At 53.1% G+C, this 20917-nt stretch carries 19 protein-coding genes; 7 read left to right on the top strand and 12 right to left on the bottom strand.

The genetic code is table 11. The annotated features are described in order from the left end of the window. Window positions 1-46: 46 nt before the first annotated feature. From polA to ACFVSO_RS16675, 7 genes are all read right to left on the bottom strand, one after another. Window positions 47-2722 carry a DNA polymerase I gene (gene polA / locus ACFVSO_RS16705; protein ID WP_387475516.1) on the bottom strand — a complete coding sequence of 892 codons (2676 nt, stop codon included), beginning with the start codon at window positions 2720-2722 and terminating at the stop codon, window positions 47-49. Window positions 2723-2836: 114 nt separating this feature from the next. Beyond that, on the bottom strand, window positions 2837-4042 hold the full coding sequence (locus ACFVSO_RS16700) for an EAL domain-containing protein (protein WP_387475514.1): 1206 nt from the start codon (window positions 4040-4042) through the stop codon (window positions 2837-2839). Between the two features lie 30 nt (window positions 4043-4072). Further along, on the bottom strand, window positions 4073-5545 hold the full coding sequence (locus ACFVSO_RS16695; RefSeq protein ID WP_387475512.1) for a GGDEF domain-containing protein: 1473 nt from the start codon (window positions 5543-5545) through the stop codon (window positions 4073-4075). 239 nt (window positions 5546-5784) lie between these two features. Then, window positions 5785-6543 (bottom strand): phosphate ABC transporter ATP-binding protein PstB, encoded by a 759-nt coding sequence (gene pstB / locus ACFVSO_RS16690; RefSeq protein ID WP_387475510.1) that lies wholly within the window; start codon window positions 6541-6543, stop codon window positions 5785-5787. Window positions 6544-6555: 12 nt separating this feature from the next. Then, window positions 6556-7443: a phosphate ABC transporter permease PstA gene (gene pstA / locus ACFVSO_RS16685; RefSeq protein WP_387476216.1), complete on the bottom strand. Its 888-nt coding sequence runs from the start codon at window positions 7441-7443 to the stop codon at window positions 6556-6558. After that, window positions 7443-8351, bottom strand: coding sequence for a phosphate ABC transporter permease subunit PstC (gene pstC / locus ACFVSO_RS16680; protein ID WP_387475508.1), 909 nt, complete (start codon window positions 8349-8351; stop codon window positions 7443-7445). The genes pstA and pstC overlap by 1 nt, the downstream gene beginning before the upstream one ends. A 75-nt stretch (window positions 8352-8426) precedes the next feature. After that, the gene (locus tag ACFVSO_RS16675; protein ID WP_387475506.1) at window positions 8427-9383 is read right to left on the bottom strand and encodes a phosphate ABC transporter substrate-binding protein; all 957 of its coding nucleotides are present in this window, start codon (window positions 9381-9383) and stop codon (window positions 8427-8429) included. Window positions 9384-9553: 170 nt separating this feature from the next. Between ACFVSO_RS16675 and ACFVSO_RS16670 the strand changes: the two genes are divergently transcribed. The 3 genes from ACFVSO_RS16670 to ACFVSO_RS16660 all read left to right on the top strand — a co-directional run bounded on the left by ACFVSO_RS16670 (window position 9554) and on the right by ACFVSO_RS16660 (window position 11574). Next, complete coding sequence (locus tag ACFVSO_RS16670; RefSeq protein ID WP_387475504.1) at window positions 9554-10450, top strand: LysR family transcriptional regulator; 897 nt, start codon at window positions 9554-9556, stop codon at window positions 10448-10450. A gap of 208 nt (window positions 10451-10658) precedes the next feature. After that, window positions 10659-11042 carry a hypothetical protein gene (locus tag ACFVSO_RS16665; protein ID WP_387475502.1) on the top strand — a complete coding sequence of 128 codons (384 nt, stop codon included), beginning with the start codon at window positions 10659-10661 and terminating at the stop codon, window positions 11040-11042. A 166-nt stretch (window positions 11043-11208) separates the two neighbouring features. Continuing rightward, complete coding sequence (locus ACFVSO_RS16660) at window positions 11209-11574, top strand: hypothetical protein (RefSeq protein WP_387475500.1); 366 nt, start codon at window positions 11209-11211, stop codon at window positions 11572-11574. Window positions 11575-11828: 254 nt separating this feature from the next. Here ACFVSO_RS16660 and phoU read toward each other — a convergent pair whose 3' ends face one another. The 3 genes from phoU to ACFVSO_RS16645 form a co-directional block, all read right to left on the bottom strand. Beyond that, on the bottom strand, window positions 11829-12488 hold the full coding sequence (phoU, locus tag ACFVSO_RS16655; RefSeq protein ID WP_119802681.1) for a phosphate signaling complex protein PhoU: 660 nt from the start codon (window positions 12486-12488) through the stop codon (window positions 11829-11831). 45 nt (window positions 12489-12533) lie between these two features. Continuing rightward, a complete protein-coding gene (gene pstB, locus ACFVSO_RS16650) occupies window positions 12534-13331 on the bottom strand; it encodes a phosphate ABC transporter ATP-binding protein PstB (protein WP_387476213.1) in 798 nt (265 codons plus the stop codon). Between the two features lie 120 nt (window positions 13332-13451). Further along, a complete protein-coding gene (locus ACFVSO_RS16645) occupies window positions 13452-14699 on the bottom strand; it encodes a methyl-accepting chemotaxis protein (protein WP_387475498.1) in 1248 nt (415 codons plus the stop codon). Between the two features lie 201 nt (window positions 14700-14900). Between ACFVSO_RS16645 and ACFVSO_RS16640 the strand changes: the two genes are divergently transcribed. The 4 genes from ACFVSO_RS16640 to ACFVSO_RS16625 are packed head-to-tail and all read left to right on the top strand — an operon-like array spanning window position 14901 to window position 18268. Beyond that, the gene (locus ACFVSO_RS16640; protein ID WP_387476211.1) at window positions 14901-16076 is read left to right on the top strand and encodes a M20 family metallopeptidase; all 1176 of its coding nucleotides are present in this window, start codon (window positions 14901-14903) and stop codon (window positions 16074-16076) included. Window positions 16077-16121: 45 nt separating this feature from the next. Continuing rightward, window positions 16122-16922, top strand: a complete 801-nt coding sequence (locus tag ACFVSO_RS16635) for a threonine/serine exporter family protein (RefSeq protein ID WP_387475496.1) — start codon at window positions 16122-16124, stop codon at window positions 16920-16922. Window positions 16923-16953: 31 nt separating this feature from the next. Continuing rightward, window positions 16954-17385, top strand: a complete 432-nt coding sequence (locus ACFVSO_RS16630) for a threonine/serine exporter family protein (RefSeq protein WP_387475494.1) — start codon at window positions 16954-16956, stop codon at window positions 17383-17385. Window positions 17386-17401: 16 nt separating this feature from the next. Next, window positions 17402-18268, top strand: coding sequence for an AraC family transcriptional regulator (locus ACFVSO_RS16625; protein WP_387475492.1), 867 nt, complete (start codon window positions 17402-17404; stop codon window positions 18266-18268). Between the two features lie 33 nt (window positions 18269-18301). On the opposite strand, the gene ACFVSO_RS16620 is transcribed toward ACFVSO_RS16625, so the two are convergent. Next, entirely contained in the window at window positions 18302-19024 is a 723-nt protein-coding gene (locus ACFVSO_RS16620) for a response regulator transcription factor (protein WP_387475490.1), read from the bottom strand. A 103-nt stretch (window positions 19025-19127) separates the two neighbouring features. Next, complete coding sequence (gene pnpS, locus ACFVSO_RS16615; protein ID WP_387475488.1) at window positions 19128-20909, bottom strand: two-component system histidine kinase PnpS; 1782 nt, start codon at window positions 20907-20909, stop codon at window positions 19128-19130. Window positions 20910-20917: the final 8 nt, after the last annotated feature.

Raw genomic sequence — 20917 nt, 5'->3', positions numbered from 1 at the left:
AACAACCATTATACTGCATTCAGGCCTCATTCGCCTTATATCAGCCCTACTTCGCCTCGTACCAATTATCTCCGAAGCTGACGTCCGCCTTCAGCGGCACGACCAGTTCAAGCGCATTCGACATCACTTCAGGCAGCAGCGTCTTCATCAGCTCCAGCTCATCCGGCGGTACCTCGAATACCAATTCGTCATGTACTTGAAGCAGCATGCGGCTCTTCAGGCCGCGCTCGCGCAGCGCTTCATCCATTTGCACCATCGCTAGCTTGATAATATCGGCGGCGGTACCTTGGATTGGTGTATTCATCGCCGTCCGCTCAGCGAACGAACGAAGATTGAAATTAGAAGCCTTGATCTCCGGCAAGTAGCGGCGGCGGTCCAGCAACGTCGTCACATAGCCGTCGCGCTTCGCCTGGGCTTTGATATTGTCCATATAATCGCGGACACCCTTGAATACGCTGAAATACTGCTCGATAAACTGAGCTGCATCCTTGCGCGTAATGCCCAGATTCTGAGACAAGCCGAAGTCGCTGATGCCGTATACGATGCCGAAGTTGACGGCTTTGGCGGAGCGGCGCATATTACTGTCCACTTGTTCCGCCGTTACGCCGAACACATCCATCGCTGTCTTCGTATGAATGTCCATATCATGGATGAACGCTTCCTTCAGGTTCTCGTCATCGGAGATATGAGCGAGTACACGCAGCTCGATCTGCGAATAGTCGGCTGCCAGAATCGTCCAGCCCGGCTCGGACGGCACGAACGCCTTGCGGATTTGACGGCCTTCCTCCAGCCTGATCGGAATGTTCTGCAGGTTAGGGAACTGGCTGCTCAGGCGCCCAGTCGCCGCGATCGTCTGGCGGTAATACGTATGCACCTTGCCCGTTTCCTCGCGAACCTCCTTCAGCAAGCCTTCCACGTATGTGGATTGCAGCTTCGAGAGCTGGCGGAAATGCAGGATCAGCGGAATGATGTCATGGTACGGAGCAAGCTCCTCCAATACTTCCGCGTCGGTCGAGTAGCCCGTTTTCGTTTTCTTTTTCGCCGGCAGACCCAGCTTCTCGAACAGAATCTCGCCCAACTGCTTTGGCGAGTTGATATTGAACTCCGTACCCGCCAGCGTGTAGATTTCGCCCATGATACGGGATAGCTGCGACTCCAGATCCTTGCCCAGCTCCTCCAGCACACCCTTCTCAACCTTGATGCCTTGATGCTCCATGCCGGCAAGCACGCGGGAGAGCGGATGCTCCAGATCAAAGTACAGCTTGCTCATGCCTCTGTTCTTCAGCTCATCCGTCATAATCGGCACCAGCCTTCTGACCGCATCCGCCTTCAGCGCCAGATGGCGGTGAAGCGTCTCAGCGTCAGGTACCTTGAACTTGGCGCCTTTGCCATAGACGGATTCGTCAGACGGCACGCCGCTCAGTCCTTGGCGGTCATGGATTGCGCTTAGAGACAGCGCGCTATCCGTCGGATCGAGCAGGTACGCGGCGAGCTGGACGTCGAATGCCGCGCCGCCAAGCGCAAGGCCGCTCCAGCGCAGCGCCAGCTCCGCCTTATGCGTGTCGAAGCCATACTTCGGCTTGCCTTCGTCCGCCAGCCATTCGCGGAAGCCGTCTGCTCCCGAACCTTTGACCGTCTCCATTGACAGGACAAACACTTCATCCTCCGTTGCAACCGCTAAGCCGAGCAGGTTTGCGTGATGCGGATTCTCGCCAATCGCTTCGATATAGAGGCCATGCTTGTCCGACGCCAGCAGCACCTTCGTCAGCCGCTCCAGCTCACCGGAATCGCCCTCCGCCACAACGGTAATGTTCAGCTCCGCAATTGCCGCCTTGGCCTCGGACTCTGTCGCTCCGCTATCCGAGCTTAGCGACAGCTTCTCAATCAGCGACTTGAATTCCAGCTTGCGGAACGCTTCGCCAAGCTTCTCGTTTTCGTAGCCATTCCAGCGCAGCTCCTCTGTGCCCCGCTCCAGCGGCACCTCGCGGAAGATCGTCGCCAGTTTTTTGCTCATAATGGCATCGTCCTGGTGATTCTCCAGGTTCTCCTTCAGCTTGCCTTTAAGCTTGTCCAGATTGCCGAGCACATTCTCTACCGAGGCATATTCATGCAGGAGCTTAAGCGCCGTCTTCTCGCCTACGCCCGGTACGCCGGGAATATTGTCGGACGTATCGCCCATTAGCCCCTTCAGATCGATAATCTGGAGCGGCACGAGACCGTATTTCTCTTGAATCGACTCCGGCGTATACAGCTCCACCTCGCTGACGCCCTTGCGCGTCACAGCAACGGTAACGCCGTCCGAGGACAGCTGCAGCATATCTTTGTCGCCAGTCACAACGATCGTCTTCACGCCGTTCTCATCCGCTTGCTTCGTCAGCGTGCCAATAATGTCGTCGGCCTCATAGCCGTTCAGCTCGAACTGTGCAATCCCGAAGGCAGTGATCAAGTCCTTCAATACCGGGAATTGCTCCGACAGCTCAGACGGCGTCTTCTGACGGCCGCCTTTGTATTCGCTATAGCCTTCATGACGGAACGTCACCTTGCCTGCGTCGAATGCGACCAGCACATGCGTCGGCTTATGTTCTTCCAGCAGCTTCAGCAGCATCGTCGTAAAGCCAAAAATCGCGTTCGTATGCTGGCCAGCCGAATTGGTTAGCGGCGGCATGGCAAAGAACGCGCGGTATGCAATACTATTCCCGTCAATCAACATCCATTTATCCATATAAAGAAGAAGCACCCCGTTTCATCAAAGCTAAATATCCTATTCCCTATCATACCACAAAATGGGCTCTTCCCAAGCATCGTCGACCTGACTTGCCTGGAAAAAGCCCTTCTTTTAGGCCGGAAAAGGGCCTGGCCTGCCCAGATGATAGCCTTGCGCGTAAGGAATGCCCATTCGTGCCAAAGCTGCAAGCTCTTCCTCCTGTTCAATGCCTTCAGCAATAAGCGGCACGCCGAGCTTCGCGCCTACCTCCTGTAACGTATGTAGAATATGGGCCTTCACGTCATCCTGGTGGATGTGATGGATGATGGACCGGTCCACTTTCAAGTAATCGGGCCGCAGCTCTACAATCGACTGCAAGGAGGAATAACCCGCTCCCACATCGTCAATGGCGATTTGATAGCCCTGATTGCGGTAATGCTGCAGCGCCTTCTTCACAGCGGGATAATCTTCAATCGAGCTTCGTTCTGTTATCTCGAATACGACCTGATTCGGCTGCAGATGCTGACGCTCCAGGAAGCTGAGTGTCCGTCCCGGCGAGAAGGAAGGATCCTCCATAATTTGCGCCATGACATTAATAAACAGCTTCTGATTAGGCGCAAGCTTCAGGCAGCCGTCTATCGCACGCTCCCTCGCGATCCGGTCCAGCGAATAGACCGCTCCTTCCTCCCCGGCAAAGCGGAACAGCTCCATCGGTCCGCGGAACACACTATTGTCGTGAAGCCGGGTCAAGGCCTCATAGCCGAAGATGTCCGCCCCCTCGGCAAGCGAGACAATCGGCTGATACACGGGATAGATCGCCTTCTCCGACATTATGCTTCGCAAGGCTCTGCGCCTTGCATGCCGCTTCATATCGCCCTCTTGCTGCCCGTGCAGAATCGCACGCTTGGCCGCTTCGTACCAGATCGATCCTCCATCGCCTTGGGCGCCGCGATATTCCAGTACAGCGACACCGATATTCAGCTGGCTGGTTCCGCCATACTCCGCGCTCATCAATGGTTCCAGCTTACAGACGGATGCGTGGGCAGTCTGCTCCAGCAGGCTCTCCCACCATAACCGCTCCATGCCTTGAAGCCATGCTCGCAGGAATAAATCATCATTTTGCCAGCACCATTCCACCTTTAGCGCCACATCACGCAATACGGACGGCATCTCTTGCTCCGCAACCGTTCTCCATTGCTCTCTTAGGCGGGCAACCTTATCTTGGTACAACCCATCACCCGATCGTTGCCACGACAGATAGATCACGCCCGCATATTCGGAGCCTTCTGGAATAGACGAGCCTCTTGTTGCTCCAGTCTCATTCTGCTGTATGTTCACCGTCGATTCGTATCCTCTCTATGCTGCTGTTTACGTTAGATGCTCGATCATACATATACTGCCTTTCATCGACTTGGCGCTTTTTTTCAGCCTTGCAGCTTGCTTCGAGATCATGGCCGGGCTCACTTGTGCCTGCCCATCCCATATGAGTACCGACAGCGATAGCGATACACCCGCTTGCTCGATTATATGGCCGCTGCGGTCCGTAATTGCAGTCACTTCTTCACCGCCATAAAACTGGCGGACGCCTTGATCGAACAAGCCGATTAGCTCGCGGCAAGCCTTCTCGGCCAGGGCCGGATCACATAGAGCAATAAAATCGTCGCCGCCAATATGTCCGATGAATACGTCTGAACCGCCCATGGTGCGGAACACGCTCCGCATTAAGTCAGCCAAGTAGCGGATTAGCTCATCTCCCAGCCCGAATCCGAAGCAATCGTTGAACCATTTAAAAAAATCCATATCCCCATATACCATGGCAAAAGGCTTCTTCCCGCTAATCCGGCTGGCAAGCTCGGACTGGATGCCGCTATTGCCCGGCAATCCCGTAAGCGGGTTAGCCGACCTTGCCTCTTCGGTCCGAAGAGCCGTCATACATTCCAGAATCGCCCTGACGGAAGCGGCTCCCTTCAATTTGCCATTCATCGTAATGATGACGACATCATACAGCCGGAAGTCGCTCCGCTCCATGGCAAGCTGGGACACCCGCTCCACCGGCATCCCTTCATCCACAATAAGCGGCTTATTGTCCATAATGCGTTCGACAGACCGGTTCCAGTACAAGGGAAGTCCATACTGGCCTGCCAGCATCTGATGCAATTTCTCTCTCATCAGCAGTCCTACCGGCTCTCCATCTCGTACCACGACGATACCCGGTACATGTGCGTCAGTATCAAATACATGGGAAGCCTCGGATACATGCTCATAAAACGCAATAGCTGCAATAGGGGCCGCCAGCGTCCCGATAATCTGTGCGCCGGGACGCGCAAGAGAAGCAGCTCCTTCCCGTTCAGCTCTCCCAGAGTCCGAACGGGTCTGAACATCCATGCCCAGCCCTTCACCAGACTCAGCGGCAGATCGCTCTCTCGCCACCTGCATGGCGCGGAAGACGGATGCCTCCGTCATCGCCTCTGGTGCAGGCGTCGCCACACACAGTCCGATCCGTATTTCGACAGAAGCGGCGACTGCTGCGCCGCCTCCGCGCATCCCCGCTTCAGCAGATAACCGCTCGCGCAGCGAGCTTGTCCATTGCCTCGCTATATGCGGACTCCATTCCTCATCAGGAGGAATACGCAGCATGTAATAATAATCATGCTCCAGCTGCTGCTTCCAGAACACCCGCTTCTCCCCGCCTTGCCCGTTGCCCATAATGGCGCGCAAATCCCCATCATACCCATGACTCCCCTGCAAATAAAGGACAGCTACGCCGCAGCCCGCGGCCCATTGCTTCCGAATGGACTGTATCATTCCTTGATGCAGCAATCCCAAGCCGATCTCGCCCATGCGAATCCCCTCGATGCCAGAAATGATGAATCGTAATGAATCCTTACCCCAACCATAACGAATAATTGTGAACATTGATCTATACAATTGTTAGAGCCGCGTAAAATTGCGCAAAAAACCGCGACTTTTCTCCTAGACATTGGTCCAACATCTGTTGCGAATCCTAAAAAAAGACAACCTCCCGCCCGCTTGCCGCTGGCTGGAAATTGTCTTGAATAAATGGCCCATTACCGTCTTGCTTAACCGAATCGTCCCGAGATGTAGTCGCTTGTTTCCTTTTTCACCGGATTGGTGAACATCGTCTCCGTATTGTCGTACTCCACCAGCTCGCCTGAGAGGAAGAAGGCGGTCTTGGAGGATACGCGCGCCGCTTGATGCATATTATGCGTGACGATAACGATGCAATAGTCCTGCTTAAGCTCGGAGATCAGCTCCTCCACCTTGGAAGTCGATACCGGGTCGAGCGCCGATGCCGGCTCATCCATCAGAATAATATCGGGCTTCACCGCGATGGAACGCGCGATGCACAGACGCTGCTGCTGTCCGCCCGACAGCTTCAGCGCGGAAGTATGCAGTCTGTCCTTCGTTTCCTCCCACAAAGCTGCCTTGCGCAGCGACTCCTCCACGAGATCGTCCAGCTGGCTCTTGTTCTTCAAGCCGTGATAACGCGGACCGAAGGCGATATTCTCATAGATTGACTTGTGGAACGGATTGGGGCGCTGCCAGACCATGCCGATCCGGCGGCGAAGCAAGACGACATCCGTCTTCGGATGGTTGATATCCTCATCGCCAATCCAAATCTCGCCCGTCATCCGTGCGTTCGGAATCAGATCGTTCATCCGGTTCAGCGTGCGAAGGAAGGTCGACTTCCCGCAGCCCGACGGTCCAATCAGCGCCGTGACGTCTTTGTTGTTGAAATCTATCGTGACATTCTTAACGGCTTTATTGTCGCCGTAATATACGCTCAAATCCTTGACGGATATCCCTTTTTCAGTCATATGCGGTGCCTCCTATTTCATAGCGGTAAACTTGCGGTACATGAATCGGCCAAGCCACCTTGCCAGAAGGTTGAACAGAAGCACGGTAATGACAAGCACGGCGGATGCGCCTGCAGCGATCTCCGTCGCATCGGGAGCAAGACCTTCGGAATTGATCTTCCAGATATGAACGGCCAGCGTCTCGGCAGGACGGAACGGATTCAGCGGAGACACCGGGCTAAGCGGGTTCCAATCCGAGAAGTCAAGCCGCGGCGAGCTCATGCCTGCCGTGAAGAGCAGCGCAGCCGCTTCGCCGAATACGCGGCCAGCTGCCAGGATCGTACCGGATACGATAATCGGCAGCGCGATCGGCAGCATGATCGACGTAATCGTCTTCCACTTGGTGAGGCCAAGCGCCAGCGCCGCTTCCTTCTGCTCGCGCGGTACGCTCTTCAGGCCCTGCTCCGTAATCCGCACCATCAGCGGCAGGTTGAAGATCGTTAGCGCTAGGGCGCCTGCCATTAGCGAGAAGCCGAGTCCGAAGTAATTAACGAGCATAAGAAGACCGAACAAACCAACAACGATCGAAGGGAAGGAAGACAATACTTCCACGACGAGCCGGATAAAGTCCGTAATTTTGTTCGCTTTGGCATATTCGCTCATGTAGATGCCTGCTCCGATACCAAGCGGTACCGTAATAATCATGGTTAGTACAAGCAGGAACAGCGAGTTGAACAATTGGGGACCGATGCCCCCGCCTGCACGGATCGACTCCGGAGGCGACGTAAGAAAGTCAAAGCTGAGATGCCCGAGGCCGCGCACCATGATAAAGCCGAGCAAGCCGGCAAGTACAAGCACGATCAATCCCGCAACGCCGATAATGACGGCTGTGGCGATCTTGTCTACTGTTTTGGGTTTCATCATAATTTCGACCTCTTTTCCAGCCAGCGTACGATAAAGACGAAGACGAAGGTCATGACCATCAAGATGAGCGCCAAGGACCAAAGGGCATTGTTATGCGCCGAACCGCTGACCGTATTGCCCATGCTGAGCGTAATAGCGCTCGTTAGCGTCGAAGCGGATTCGAACAGTCCGCGCGGGATGAACGGCGCGTTGCCGATAACCATCTGAACGGCGAGCGCCTCGCCGAACGCTCTGGCCAAGCCAAGCACGACACCAGTCATCAGCGATGGCAGTGTTGTCGGCAGCACAACCCGATATATCGTTTGCCAACGGGTAGCGCCAAGCGCGTACGAACCTTCCTTAAGGCCTGAAGGCAGCGACGCAAGGGCATCCGTAGCAACTGTAGTCATCGTTGGTAGAATCATTATGGACAGGACTAGAGCACCTGCGGCGATGCCGACACCCTGACCAGGGAATACGTCCCTGAAGAAAGGTACGATTACGCTAAGTCCGATAAAGCCGTATACAACGGATGGAATGCCCGCAAGCAATTCAATAACGGGCTGCAAGTATTTGCGCCCGAACTTCGGTGTAATCTCAATCATGAATACCGCTGCGCAGAAGCTGAGCGGCGCCGCAATCAGTGCGGCAAGCATAGACGTGCTGAAGGAACCGAAGATGAACGGCAAAGCCCCGAACAATGGAGGTTCGCCTTCTGGACTCCATTTCAGCCCGGTTAACAGATCAAGCACATTTACATCATTTTTAAAAAAGGTGCTGAGACCTCTGGAAGCTACAAAGTAAACCATCGCAACAATCGTTGTTACGAGAACCAGTACGCATAAGGTCGTATAAATGCGCCCGACCCATTCTTCTGCAAAATGATTGTTGGCTGATATTTTTTTATCGGTAGTAGTCTGGGCCATATGAATCTCCTCTACAGAGCTTGAAAGAGGCAGATCGGTTGTCCGCCTCTTTCGTGCTTAGGATGGGAATCTATCTTATTTTTTTGTGATGTTGCCTTCGATATCACGTACAACTTGCATGTTTTTCGCAGGGATGTAGCCAAGCTCAACGACTGCGCCGTCTTGAACTTCGTCTGTCATCATGTAGTCCAGGAAAGCTTTCACTACTGCGTTAGGCTCGCCTTTCGTGTACATGTGCTCGTAAGCCCATACCGGATACGTGCCGTTTGCTACGTTCTCTTCGTTAGCTGCTACGCCTTCGTAAGCGATTGTTTTAATGGAATCATCCAGGTAAGACAGGGCAAGATATCCGATAGCGCCTGGTGTTTCGCCGATAATTTTACGAACAGTACCGGAGGAATCCTCTTGGATGGAGCCTTGCAGGTCGTCTGTTTTTGTGCCAAGTGCATATTTTTCAAAAGTAGCGCGAGTGCCGGAGCTTGCTGGACGGTTAACGATCACGATTTTTTGGTCATCGCCGCCAAGCTCTTTCCAGTTCGTTACTTTGCCTGTGAAGATGTCAATCAGTTGTTGTTTGGTCAGTGTATCGACGTTCACTTTAGGGTTTACCACAGCTGCCATTGCAACGACTGCAACTTGGTGGTCGATCAGCTCTGCAGATTTGTCAGCGTCAAGCTTCTCTTCTGCGTATACGTCAGAGTTGCCGATGTCCGCTTGGCCTTCGGATACTTGCGTCAGGCCTGTGCCGCTGCCGCCGCCTTGTACTTGGATCGTTACGCCGCTGTTCGCATCCATGAATGCTTTCGATGCTTGGTCTACCAGAGGCTGAAGAGCCGAGGAGCCTGTTGCTAGAATCGAACCTTCCAATTTGGTATCAGGAGTAGGTTCAGTGGATGGCTCAGTGGATGCATTGCCTGCGTTATTTGTCGCTGGAGGCGTGCTTGCATTTCCTCCATTGTTAGTGTTTTGTCCGCATGCTGCCAGTGTGAATGTCAATACCATTGCCATAATCAACATGACCGTCTTCTTCATTTCCTAGTTTCCCCTCTCACTACCTGTTTGGTTTTGTTTACAAGACTTATTGTAGAGCCGCGCTATTATCCTAATGTTTTCTGTTTGTAAAATTAACAATTAAATATTATAGAATCCATCTATGTTTTTGATTATAATATTGATAAAACTAATGATCTTGGAGGCCGCTTATGAGTTTGTTAAAAATGAAGTTAATCGTCTACATAGATCGGTACAAACAGATCACCGCTGTGGCCAATGCGCTGGAGCTCAAACAGCCTACCATCAGCTTTCATATGAAAAAAATGGAGGAGGAATGGGGCGTCAAATTGTTCGAGTCCCGTACCGGCAAAGTGCTGCTGACACCTAGCGGCAAGATGCTGCTGAACTACGCGCTGCAAATTACAGCGTTGTATGATGAAGCCATGACCCGTCTGTCCGTCATGCATGAGAGCAAGCGCAAGCGGTTCGTCATCGGCTGCAGCAACAGCGCCGCTGCGTATATGGCTTATTCCTCGGCTTTGCGGCAGCTTCAGCCGCTGCGCGGAATCGCCAACATTTCCGTAGCCGTGCATGAGCGCGAGGAGTTGTTCGATAAGCTGGAGCAAGGGACGGTAGATCTTGTTTTATGCGGAGAAGATCGTATCCACGGGGATGGCGGCAATTACCGCCACCAAGCAATAAGCAGCGCGACCTTGAAGCTTGTCGGCGCAAGCGCGCATCCATTGATTGGGGCCGGGGGCGGCGTCTTGTCGTCGGACATGCTGAGCGATAAGGCAGAGACGGTTGAACTGGCTGACGTCTCCGTACAACAATGCATCGCGCAATGGAGCCAAAGCGAAAACCACTACTTCCATACCGGCATCTCTTACGGCAGCGTCGAGCTTATCCTCAATCATCTTGCCGATGCCGAGTCGCTCACGCTGCTTCCCGAATGTCTGGTTCCCCGCGATGGCCGGTACGCCATATTGCCGCTATGGGGCGATGTTCCGTCCTGGAAACTGGTTGCAAGCTGGTCCCGTCACTACTGGGATCAGGAACTGATTGTCTCCATAACACGTTTGCTGTCACCGGAGCCTGTATCATAATCGGCCATTTTGCATGGCTCTCGCAATCTATCTCAACTTAGAAATTAGAAACATTTATTCTTTTCATATCCTATATTTACAAATTGTACTAATTCTCTTAAAATGGTTCTATGTAAGCGATTTATTTCTCGATAAAGGGGGGAATCGAGTACTAGAGAGGCTTGCATGCCCATACGATTCATATCATTTTAAGATGAAGGGTTGTGTAATGATGTTGAGATTGAGAAAAAAAGCAATAACCGTTATGATTTTCTCCGCTATATTGATGGCTTTGCTTCCTGTGCTTCAGGTTAATGCAGGAACGCGTTACCCGCTGACGCCGCCTGCCTATGGATTCTATGAACTCGTCACTGGCTCCGGCAAGCTCGTGGTCGGCGTTATAGGGGAAGCAAGCCATCCGCATCCGGAAGCTGTCGGTGTTCCGGCATGGTGGACGTTAACGGTTCAAGCTCCTAACGGAGATGTCCTGTACAGCCAGAATCAAGGTTCTTACGTTGTGCTGGACAATCTTCCATATGGAACGTACAAAATCACTTTCCAAGCAGGCAATGTGCATACGTACTGCTCCTATTTCTCAGCAGTATTCCAATGACGATGAATCGTTGCTATTCATGTTTTTGAATAAATGTCTTATTCGCCCAAGCAACCCCTAAGCTTTCAAATTCCGTGTAAGCGTTTTCTATAATGCGAGGCGTCATGCAAAAATTGATTTCTCGCACGCTGCGATCAAAACCAATCTATTCGAAAGAGGTGCTTGCATGTTAAGGAAAAAAGCGATATCCATTATGGTCTTGTCCGCTTTATTAATGGCGCTGCTTCCTGTTCTTAGTGCATCCGCAGCGCGGATTCCGCTGCCGCCTCCTGCCTATGGCTTCTATGAGCTGGTGACCGGTTCCGGCACACTCGTGGTCAGCGCAGTAGGAACCGCAAGCTATCCGTTCCCGGAAGCCTATGTACCGGCATCTTGGTCCCTGTATATTCAAGCGCCTAACGGCGATATCTTGTATCATCAAAATAACGGCTCCTATGCCGTGCTGCATAATCTGCCGCAAGGGACGTACAAAGTGACCTTCCAGGCAGGCATATATACGTATGCCTCGCATTTCACGGCAGCCTTCCAGTAACAGTGTTGACGCTGCGGATGCCTTTGGGACCGGTTCTCCCCTGCTCTGTTACAGGTGATTCCGGCCCCGAGGGCCTTTTCTTCATTCGGCGCATAGCTTCCTTTTCTGATTAATACCGTCTCCCCTGAATTATCATAAAAAAAAGCCGGATATCCGGCTTCGAGATTTGCGTCAATTGAAAAATGGCCGTGAAGGAATCCATTCCTTGCACCGCCATCTTATCATCTAACCTTTATTCAGTTCGGATTGACAGATTATACATTTAGATCAGGTCGCGATCCGGTTACGAGATAGACGACGCTTTCTCCGATGTTCGTCGCATGATCGCCGAATCTCTCCAGGTAGCGCCCAACGAAGCTGAGCAGCGAGGACTGCGTAATGTTGCGCGGGTTCTCCATCATCAGCGAGTACAGCTCGCGTGTGATTTGACCGTACAGCGCATCTACCTGGTCATCGTCCTTAGACATTTTATAAGCGAGATCCACATTCTCCTGAACGAAGGACTGAATCGATTCGTATGTCATTTGCTGTACGATCTCGGCCATGCGAGGCAGATCGATCAACGGCTTGATCAGCTCTTGGCCTTCCAGTCTGAGCACGACTTTGGCAACATCCACTGCCAGGTCGCCCATGCGCTCAAGGTCGCTCGCGATACGAAATGCAGCCAGAATGCGGCGCAAGTCCTTGGCTACCGGCTGCTGGGTGGCGATCAGCTTGGAGCCAATCTCCATAATTTGATCCTCCATTTGATTAAGCGTCGGATCATTCGCAATCATTTCCTTCGCGCGAGCTACGTCGATCGTCTTCAGCGCTTCCATCGAATCCGCAAGAGCGCTCTCTACGAAACTTCCCATCTCGATAATGAGTTGATGAAGCTTCTCCAACCCCTGGTCGAATTCTTTTCTCATCGTCATCATAATCGTGCCTGCCTCCCCAATCGTCCATTGATGATTATTTGCTTAGCCGAACCGTCCCGTAATGTAGTCCTCGGTGCGCTGATCTGTCGGATTCGAGAACAGCTTCTCCGTCTCCGCATATTCCACGACCTCGCCATTCAAGAAAAATACCGTTTGATGCGATACCCTGGCCGCCTGATGCATGTTGTGCGTAACCATCACAATCGTATATTTGTCCTTCAGCTCCTGCGCCAGCTCCTCGATCTTCAGCGTCGAGATCGGGTCAAGCGCGGAAGTTGCTTCATCCATCAGCAGAATGTCTGGATTCACTGCAATGGCTCGAGCAATGCACAAGCGCTGCTGCTGGCCGCCCGACAATCCCAGCGCGGACCGCTTCAAGTCGTCCTTCACTTCGTTCCAGAGCGCAGCCGACTTCAAGCTTGTCTCCACAATCTCATCCAGTTCCTTCTTGCTGTGCTTGCCATGAAGTCGCGGCCCGTAGGCGACGTTGTCATAGATCGATTTCGGGAACGGATTAGGCTGCTGAAACACCATGCCGATCTTTCTTCTCAACGTCTCCACTTCCACCTCGGATGAGTAGATGTTCTCTCCGTTGATGAGCAGCTCGCCTTCAATGCGCGTGCCCGGTATCATGTCATTCATCCGGTTCAACGTACGAAGCAGCGTAGACTTCCCGCAGCCGGATGGTCCGATGAATGCCGTAATCGCCTTCTCCGGTATCGTAAGCGAGACATCCTTAAGCGCATGGAACTGGGTATAATATAAGTTGAGACGATTGATGTTAATTAATGTTTTCAAGCCGTAATCCCCCTTCGGTCGATTCGCAAGATGCCCCTGCATCTGCGAAGCAGCTGGCACATCAGATGCTGGCAAGCTTTATCGTTAACAGCCATTATGCGTATAAAAGCGATTCTAGTTCGCTCTCTATCATACTTTCGCAATGTAAATCGCGTGTTTCCTTTATGTTAACGTAGTGTTAAATGTCGACTTGCGCAATTGATCAAGCTCCTGCGATGCCTGCTCTGCCTGCCGATAAGCCTGTTCCGTCAAATATTCGATTTGCTTTGCGCTGTCCCGGTTTCTCGCCGCAACCTGGAACAAAGAACCGAACGCGCCCTCCGCCGCCTTTACTTGCAGCTCGCTGCTTACCGTCTCATTGCGCCCCGCCTGGGCCAGACTCGCCGTATGGCCGATGGCGTCCAAGATCGTCTTGGTCAGCGTCGTAATGTCAAGCGCCGACTTCTTGGTCTGATTGGCCAGATTCATCACTTCCCCGGCCACTACCGCGAATCCCCGTCCGTGCTCTCCGGCTCTTGCCGCTTCAATAGATGCGTTCAGTGCCAGCAGATTGCTCTGATCCGCAAGCTCTTTGATTAGCCCTGAGACTTTGCTGATCGAGCCGGCTTCCGCCTGCAGCTCCTTCATCTTCTCCTCTTGCAGCCGCGAGGCGTCCGCCATGCTTCCGAATGTTTGGGTAACGCTATCCAGCGCAGTCTTGCCGCTTAACGTCAAATCCACCATATCCGCGGAGAGCGATTCGCCCTGTGCCGTCGATTGGCGCACGCTTTGAATGGCAGCTTGTATGTCCTGCATGCGCCGCTCGACCGACTCGATCGTCCGAAGCTGGCTTTGGACCGACTGCTCCTGCAGCTTTCTGGACAAGCCGAGCAAATGGCCCACCGTCAAAATACCGGCAAATCGTCCGTTTCTCGATACAATGACGCAATCATACAATACGCTCTCATCGCGGCTTAACGCCTGATCTATAATATGCTGGGGCCCACTGCTCGCCTCCACGACGAGCGGCGCAGAATCCATCAAGGCGACAATCGATTTCTCATAATACAAGTCTGCGCTGTACCGGCTCCCAAGCTTCAAGAAAAAGCGGTTCCTCATCATAAGCCCTTTTACACTCCAGTCTCTGCCGCAGATCACCACACATTCCGTAGCGGGATGCTGCTTGAAGATGCCCATGACCTCTCTGCATGTGTGTTCCTCGTAAGCCGTCGGCGCTTCTTGGAGAAAATCATCCAGTCGAACCTCAGCCATTGCCGCCGGCACAGACACAGCCCGGGATGTTTTTGCGGAACGGTCCTCTTTCGGAGCCTTCATGGATTCCGTCTTTTGGATAGGGGTGGATGTTTTCTTGGCTTCTGCCGCAGTAGCGCCAGCACCCTCAGCTCGTTGATCCAGTAATTCGATTGTCATGGATTCACTCTCCTGTCCTATCTTCTCTGGGTACACTATAGGACCTTAGCATCATCCCGGTTTAATGGAGATGTAAACGCAATGTTAAATGTCTTACTTTTCCGAAATAACTGCGAGCATATCGAATCCTAAGGCAGTATGATAAACTAAGTATCGAGGAAATAGGCTTAAAGGAAAGACGCGACAATGGAGGAATACATGATGACGACCAAACAAACCGTAATGGACACGATAGAGCAGCACGCGGATACGTTCCGCGCCATTTCCCGTGCGATCGGCAGCCGGCCGGAGCTGGGGCATGAGGAGGTATTCGCCTCCGGTTTATTAAGCGAGGAGCTGGAGCGGCAAGGCTTCAAGGTTGAGCGAGGCACGCTGGGCATCCCGACCGCCTTTATCGGGGAATACGATTCCGGCAAGCAGGGGCCGACTATCGCTTTTCTTTGCGAGTATGACGCCTTACCGGAGATTGGCCATGCCTGCGGGCATCATCTGATCTGCTCCATGAGCATGATTGCGGCTGTCGGCCTGAAATCCGTCATTGACGAGCTTGGTGGCAAGATTCGGGTATACGGAACACCAGCAGAAGAAACGAAAGGCGCTAAAGTACCGATGGCGGAGGCGGGTTTGTTCGACGATTGCGACATAGCCCTGATGGCGCATCCCTATCATTCCTACGAACGCTCCGGCGAATCGCTTGCGCTTGACGCCATCCAGTTCGAATATACAGGTGTAGCCGCTCACGCCGCAGCTAGCCCATATGAAGGCGTGAATGCCCTGGACGCCGTGCTGTCGCTGTTCCACAATGTGAATGCGCTTCGCCAGCAGACAAGGAGCCATGCGCGCATCCATGGCATTATCGACAATGGCGGCAAAGCGCCTAACATTATTCCGGATTACGCTTCAGCCAAGTTCTATGTGCGGTCAGCCAACCGCGACTATACCAATGAACTGACAGCCAAAGTGAGACGTATTGCCGAAGCGGCGGCGCTGGCAACGGGAACGACGCTTAAGATGAGCAACTATGAATACTCTTATGACGAGCTGCTCACGAATGAGACGCTGTCTAATCAATTCAATGCGAATCTCATCGAAGCCGGCCTTGCTCCGGAGGAGATCGAGTCGGGCAAGGACAACGGCTCCCTGGATCTCGGCAATGTATCTGTGCGTTGTCCCGCTATTCATCCATACGTGAAAGTGGTGGATGAGAGATATCTGCTGCATACGGAAGCGTTCCGCGACGCCGCGATGACTGAGCGTGCGCTGGACGGCATGATCTTCGGCGCGAAGATGCTGGCAGGCACCGCTTATGATGTAGCGTCAAGTCCCGAGCTGCTAGAGCGCATCAGGACGGAATTCCGCACACAGACCTCCAAGTAAGAGCCGACTTGGACACCGAACACGATTAGAGGGAATGATTATACGATGTCGGACAATCCGATCCCAATCGAGAACGAAAGCTTGAATGCGGGGATACCCAAATCCCAAGTCGATCTCATTACCCAAACCTGTCTGCTTGCAGGCAAAATCATCCTTCAAAATGGAGGAGAAACCTATCGCGTTGAAGATACGATGGTCCGCATCGCGGCCGCGTACGGTATCGAAAGCTCGCATAGCTTCGTCACGCCAACGGGACTTATCTTCGCGATTGACGGAGCCTCACACGTTACACGGCTCTATCGCATCTCGGAGCGCAACAACAATCTGCTCAAGGTATCGATGGTGAACGACATATCCAGACGGATCAGCGGCGGCAACCTTCCCGTGGAGGAAGCCTTCCGTCTGCTGGAGGATATCGACCGTACCCCGAATGCTTACCGGAATGTGTACAAGGTGCTGGCCGCATCGATCGCGAGCGGCTGCTTCCTGATCATGTTCCAGGGCAGCTGGACGGACTTCCTGCCGGTGGCGATGATCGGCGGCCTTGGATATTTATTTTTTCTGATTATCCATCATTTCGTTCCGATCAAATTTTTTGCGGAATTTCTGACAGCGATTATGATCGGGGCATCAGCATCTCTGGTCGTCCACTTCGGCCTCGGAACAGATCTGGACAAGATCATCATCGGTTCCGTCATGCCGCTTGTCCCCGGCCTTCATATTACGAACGCCGTACGCGACCTGATGGCCGGACATCTGGTGTCAGGGTTATCGAAGGGGGCAGAGGCCTTTCTGACGGCTTTCGCCATCGGGGCCGGCATCGCAACCGTTTTAACGTTTAATTAAATGAGAACTCGCACAAGGGAGCTAAGCGCTCATGTACATCGTTGCCCAAATTATAACCAGCTTTATCGCATCGGCCGCCTTCGGCTTCGTATTCAATGTGCCGATGCGCTTGCTGCCCCATTGCGGCGCAGTGGGCATGGCCGGCTGGATCGTCTACGTGGTCGGAATCGAACTGAATCTCGATGCGATACCCGCTACGCTGATTGCCGCTTTTCTAGTGACGGTGCTTAGCCAGTGGTTCTCCAAGCTGAACAAAACCCCGATCATTTTATTCAGCGTATCCGGCATTATCCCGCTTGTACCGGGCGGACTGGCTTATGACGCAATGCGCCATGTCGTCGAGGATCAGTACGATACGGCGGTACAGCTAGCGGTGAAAGCCTTCATGATATCCGGCGCTATTGCGATCGGACTAGTATTCTCTGAAGTGATTAATCAAATTATTCGCAGATCAGAACGTTGAGGGAGGCGCCCAACAAATGGAGGCAATCAACGAAAAAGTCGTATATGAGAATCCGCTGCTGTCCATTCGCATATTCCGAACGCTCAGAGATGAAGGCGGTTTTACGAATTGGCATTACCATAAGCAGCTTGAGCTGCTGCTCATTATGGAGGGTCAGCTAGACGTCTATCTGGAAGAGGACAGCTATCATCTGGAGCCGGGAGAAGTCGTCATTATCGGCGATTCAGAGCTTCATCGCGACCGAAGCAGCAAAGTGCTGGATTATATCGTCCTTCAGTTCGATCTGGAGCAATTCTTCGACCATAGCTCCATTCCCTATATGCGGTATTTCTCGGAGACGCACACGCCGCTTAGCAAAGCGAATTATATTTTCCGGGAAAATGAGGAGATCAAGAAGCAGACGTCAGCATGCATTGAGGGCATCCTGGAGGAAGTCAAGCGCAAGGACACCGGCTACGAGCTTGCCGTCAGCATTCTGATCAAGCAGATCCTGCTGCTGCTGCTGCGCGGCGATACGCGCAAGATGCTCGTCGAGCAGGACAACTTCGAGAAGATCCGGCTGAAGCCCGTGCTCGATTACGTCGAGAACCACCTGACCGACCGGATTCAGGTCGAAGAAGTATGCAAGATCGCCAACATGAGCTATTACTATTTCGTCAAATATTTTAAAAAAACAATCGGCCTCTCCTTCACCGAATACGTCAATTACCGGAAAGTAAAGTGGGCGGAGCGCATTCTGCTGACCAAGGATCTCAGCATTTCCGAAGTTGGCGAGAAGATTGGCATGCCGAATATGGCGCATTTCTACAAGATGTTCAAGAAATACAACGACTGCTCGCCTAAGCAATTCCAGCGGAAGATGCTTGCGTGGCAGCGGCCTTAAATCAACATGCAGGCATGAAAAAAGCTCGCATCCCTATCCTTTAGGGGTTGCGAGCTTTTTCGGCATCACCAGCTTATAGCCGACACCGCGTATCGATTCGATCTGTACAGATTGCTGTCCCAGCTCCAGCTTCTTCCTTAGTGAGCTGACATGAACGTCAACCGTACGCTGGCCGCCGATATAATCGAAGCCCCAGACGACATTCATCAGGTCGTCGCGGGTAATGACCATGCCCGGCCGCTGCACCAGATAGAGCAGCACCTCGAATTCCTTCGGTCTGAGCGGAATCGGCTCTCCGCCTACGATCACCTCGTATTTCTCCGGGTAGATCGACAGCTCTCCGACCGTAATCACTTTCTCGTTCGTCGCCACCGGCGGGGCGTCGTCTTGCTGTGTCCGTCTCAGGACGGCCGATACGCGCGCAAGCAGCTCTGCTACGCCGAACGGCTTCGTAATATAATCATCTGCCCCATGCTTCAGCCCTTGTACGACCTCTTCCTCCGCATTCCGCGCGGTAAGAATGATAACGGGCGTACGCACGCCATTCTGGCGAAGCCGGTTAAGCACTTCGAATCCGTTCAAGCCGGGCAGCATAATATCAAGAATAATAAGATCGAAGCTCCGCTGCAGCGCCGTCTGCAAGCCTTCGCCGCCATGGTCGATCACCGTCGTCTCGTACCCCTCTTGCGTCAAGTTGTACGACAACAGCCTTGCGAGCGTCGGTTCGTCTTCAATTACTAGCACTTTATGCGACATATTGACCTCCAACCTTGGGAATCGGACGCATGGTCCGTCTTCCTCACTTCAAGATGAATCATCCTTAGTTTACCATGGTTTTATGAAAAATAGGTAAACCTTTTTATTGAATCACTGGCAATTCTATCGTGAACGTCGTCCCCACCCCAACCGTACTCGTCACGGACAACGTACCTTTATGCAGCTCGACCAGATGCTTCACGATGGACAAGCCAAGACCGGTGCCGCCTGAGCTCCGCGACCTGGCCTTGTCGACACGATAGAAGCGCTCGAATATGCGCGGCAGGTCCTTCTTCGGTATGCCGATGCCCGTATCTGTAATCTGAATGCGGATATGGTCCTGATCCGATGCAAGCACGGAGACGCTCACCCGCCCGCCGTCAGGCGTGTAGTTAATGCCGTTGGAGAGCAGGTTCATCATGATTTGACGGAGGCGATCCTCATCTGCTTCAACAAAGAGCCCCGTCTCAATGCTGTGGCTCAGCTGAATATTTTTGCGCCTTGCCTCAGGCTCCAGCAGCGTAAATGTCTTGGCAACAAAGCTCTCCATCTCGACCGGAGAGAAATACAGCGGCACGCGGCGCGATTCAATCTTGGACAGCTCCAGGATGTCCCCGATAAGCCGGTTCAGCCGCTCACTCTCGTCGAATATAATCTGCAGGAAGGACTTCGCCGTCTCCTCGTCCTTCACCGCGCCGCCAAGCAGCGTCTCCGCAAAGCCCTTCACCGCCGCGATCGGCGTCTTCAGCTCATGCGATACGTTGGCGACAAACTCGCTTCTCATTCGCTCCAGCCGGCGAATGGCGGATACGTCCTGCAGCACAAGCAGCACCCCTCCGAATTCGCCGGGGCCGCTCTGGCTGATCGGCACCAGATTAAGCTCCAGCAGTCTCTCCTCCGGGAAGTAGAAGGTAATCTCCTCCCGCAGATGTCTGCGTGTATCCAGCGCCTCCTGTATAATCTGCGCCAGCTCGTACTGCTGCTTCGCTTCCGTGAAGTGCCTGCCTACCAGTTCTCTTGCCGAGAAGCCCAGCACTTCCTCCGCGCGGCGGTTCATCAGCAGAATCTGGCCCTTGGCATCGATCATCACGACGCCGTTAATCATGTTCGCGAGGACGCTCTCCAGTTGGCTTTCATTTTGCTTAATGCGCGTCATCTGCACTTGCAGGCTGTCCGCCATCGCATTAATGGCCGTCCCCAGCTCGCCGATCTCGTCATGCTTTCTGACTTTTACTCGCGCACGGTAATCCATATTCTTAATGCGCTTCGCAACCTTCGTAATTTGCTCCAGCGGTCCCGTCAGGCTCTGCGCAATCCGGTAGCTGATCAACGCCGCGATGACAAACAGGATAAGCAGTCCGCCGATCAGCACCATCGTCAGTCTGCCGATGCTTTGATCGACCTCTTGCAGGCTCATGGCAAGCCGCAATACGTAAGGCTCCTGGCCTGTCTTGATCTCCACCGGAATGGCGACATAGATCATATTCTGGTTCATGGTCTCGCTGGGACGAACCGCGCGGCCCGTTCCTTTCTTATAGGCGTCGATGACCTCTTCCCGATCCAGATGGTTGTCCATCTTCGAGGCATCGTAATCCGAATCGCCTACGACAACGCCATCACTGCGAATGAAGGTGACCCTTGCGTCCGTATACGTCTTCAGTTCCTTCGCTTCCGACGTATAATAGGAGGTCATGGATCCCAGGTCGTCGCCTTTATGCCAATCCATCTTGGCGGCGATCACCTTCATCTGCCGCACCATGTTGTCTTCCAGCGCATTTATATGATTTTCTTTGAACGTCTTCATCATAAGCATGCCCGCCGCAAAGACGGATATGGCAATCATCGATATCATAATGAACGTAAGTCTCGTACGAAAGCTGTTCATCCCGTTTT

This window comes from Paenibacillus sp. NPDC057967 (assembly GCF_042887015.1).
Classification (GTDB): domain Bacteria; phylum Bacillota; class Bacilli; order Paenibacillales; family Paenibacillaceae; genus Pristimantibacillus.
This window is presented reverse-complemented; position numbering and strand designations above follow the sequence as displayed.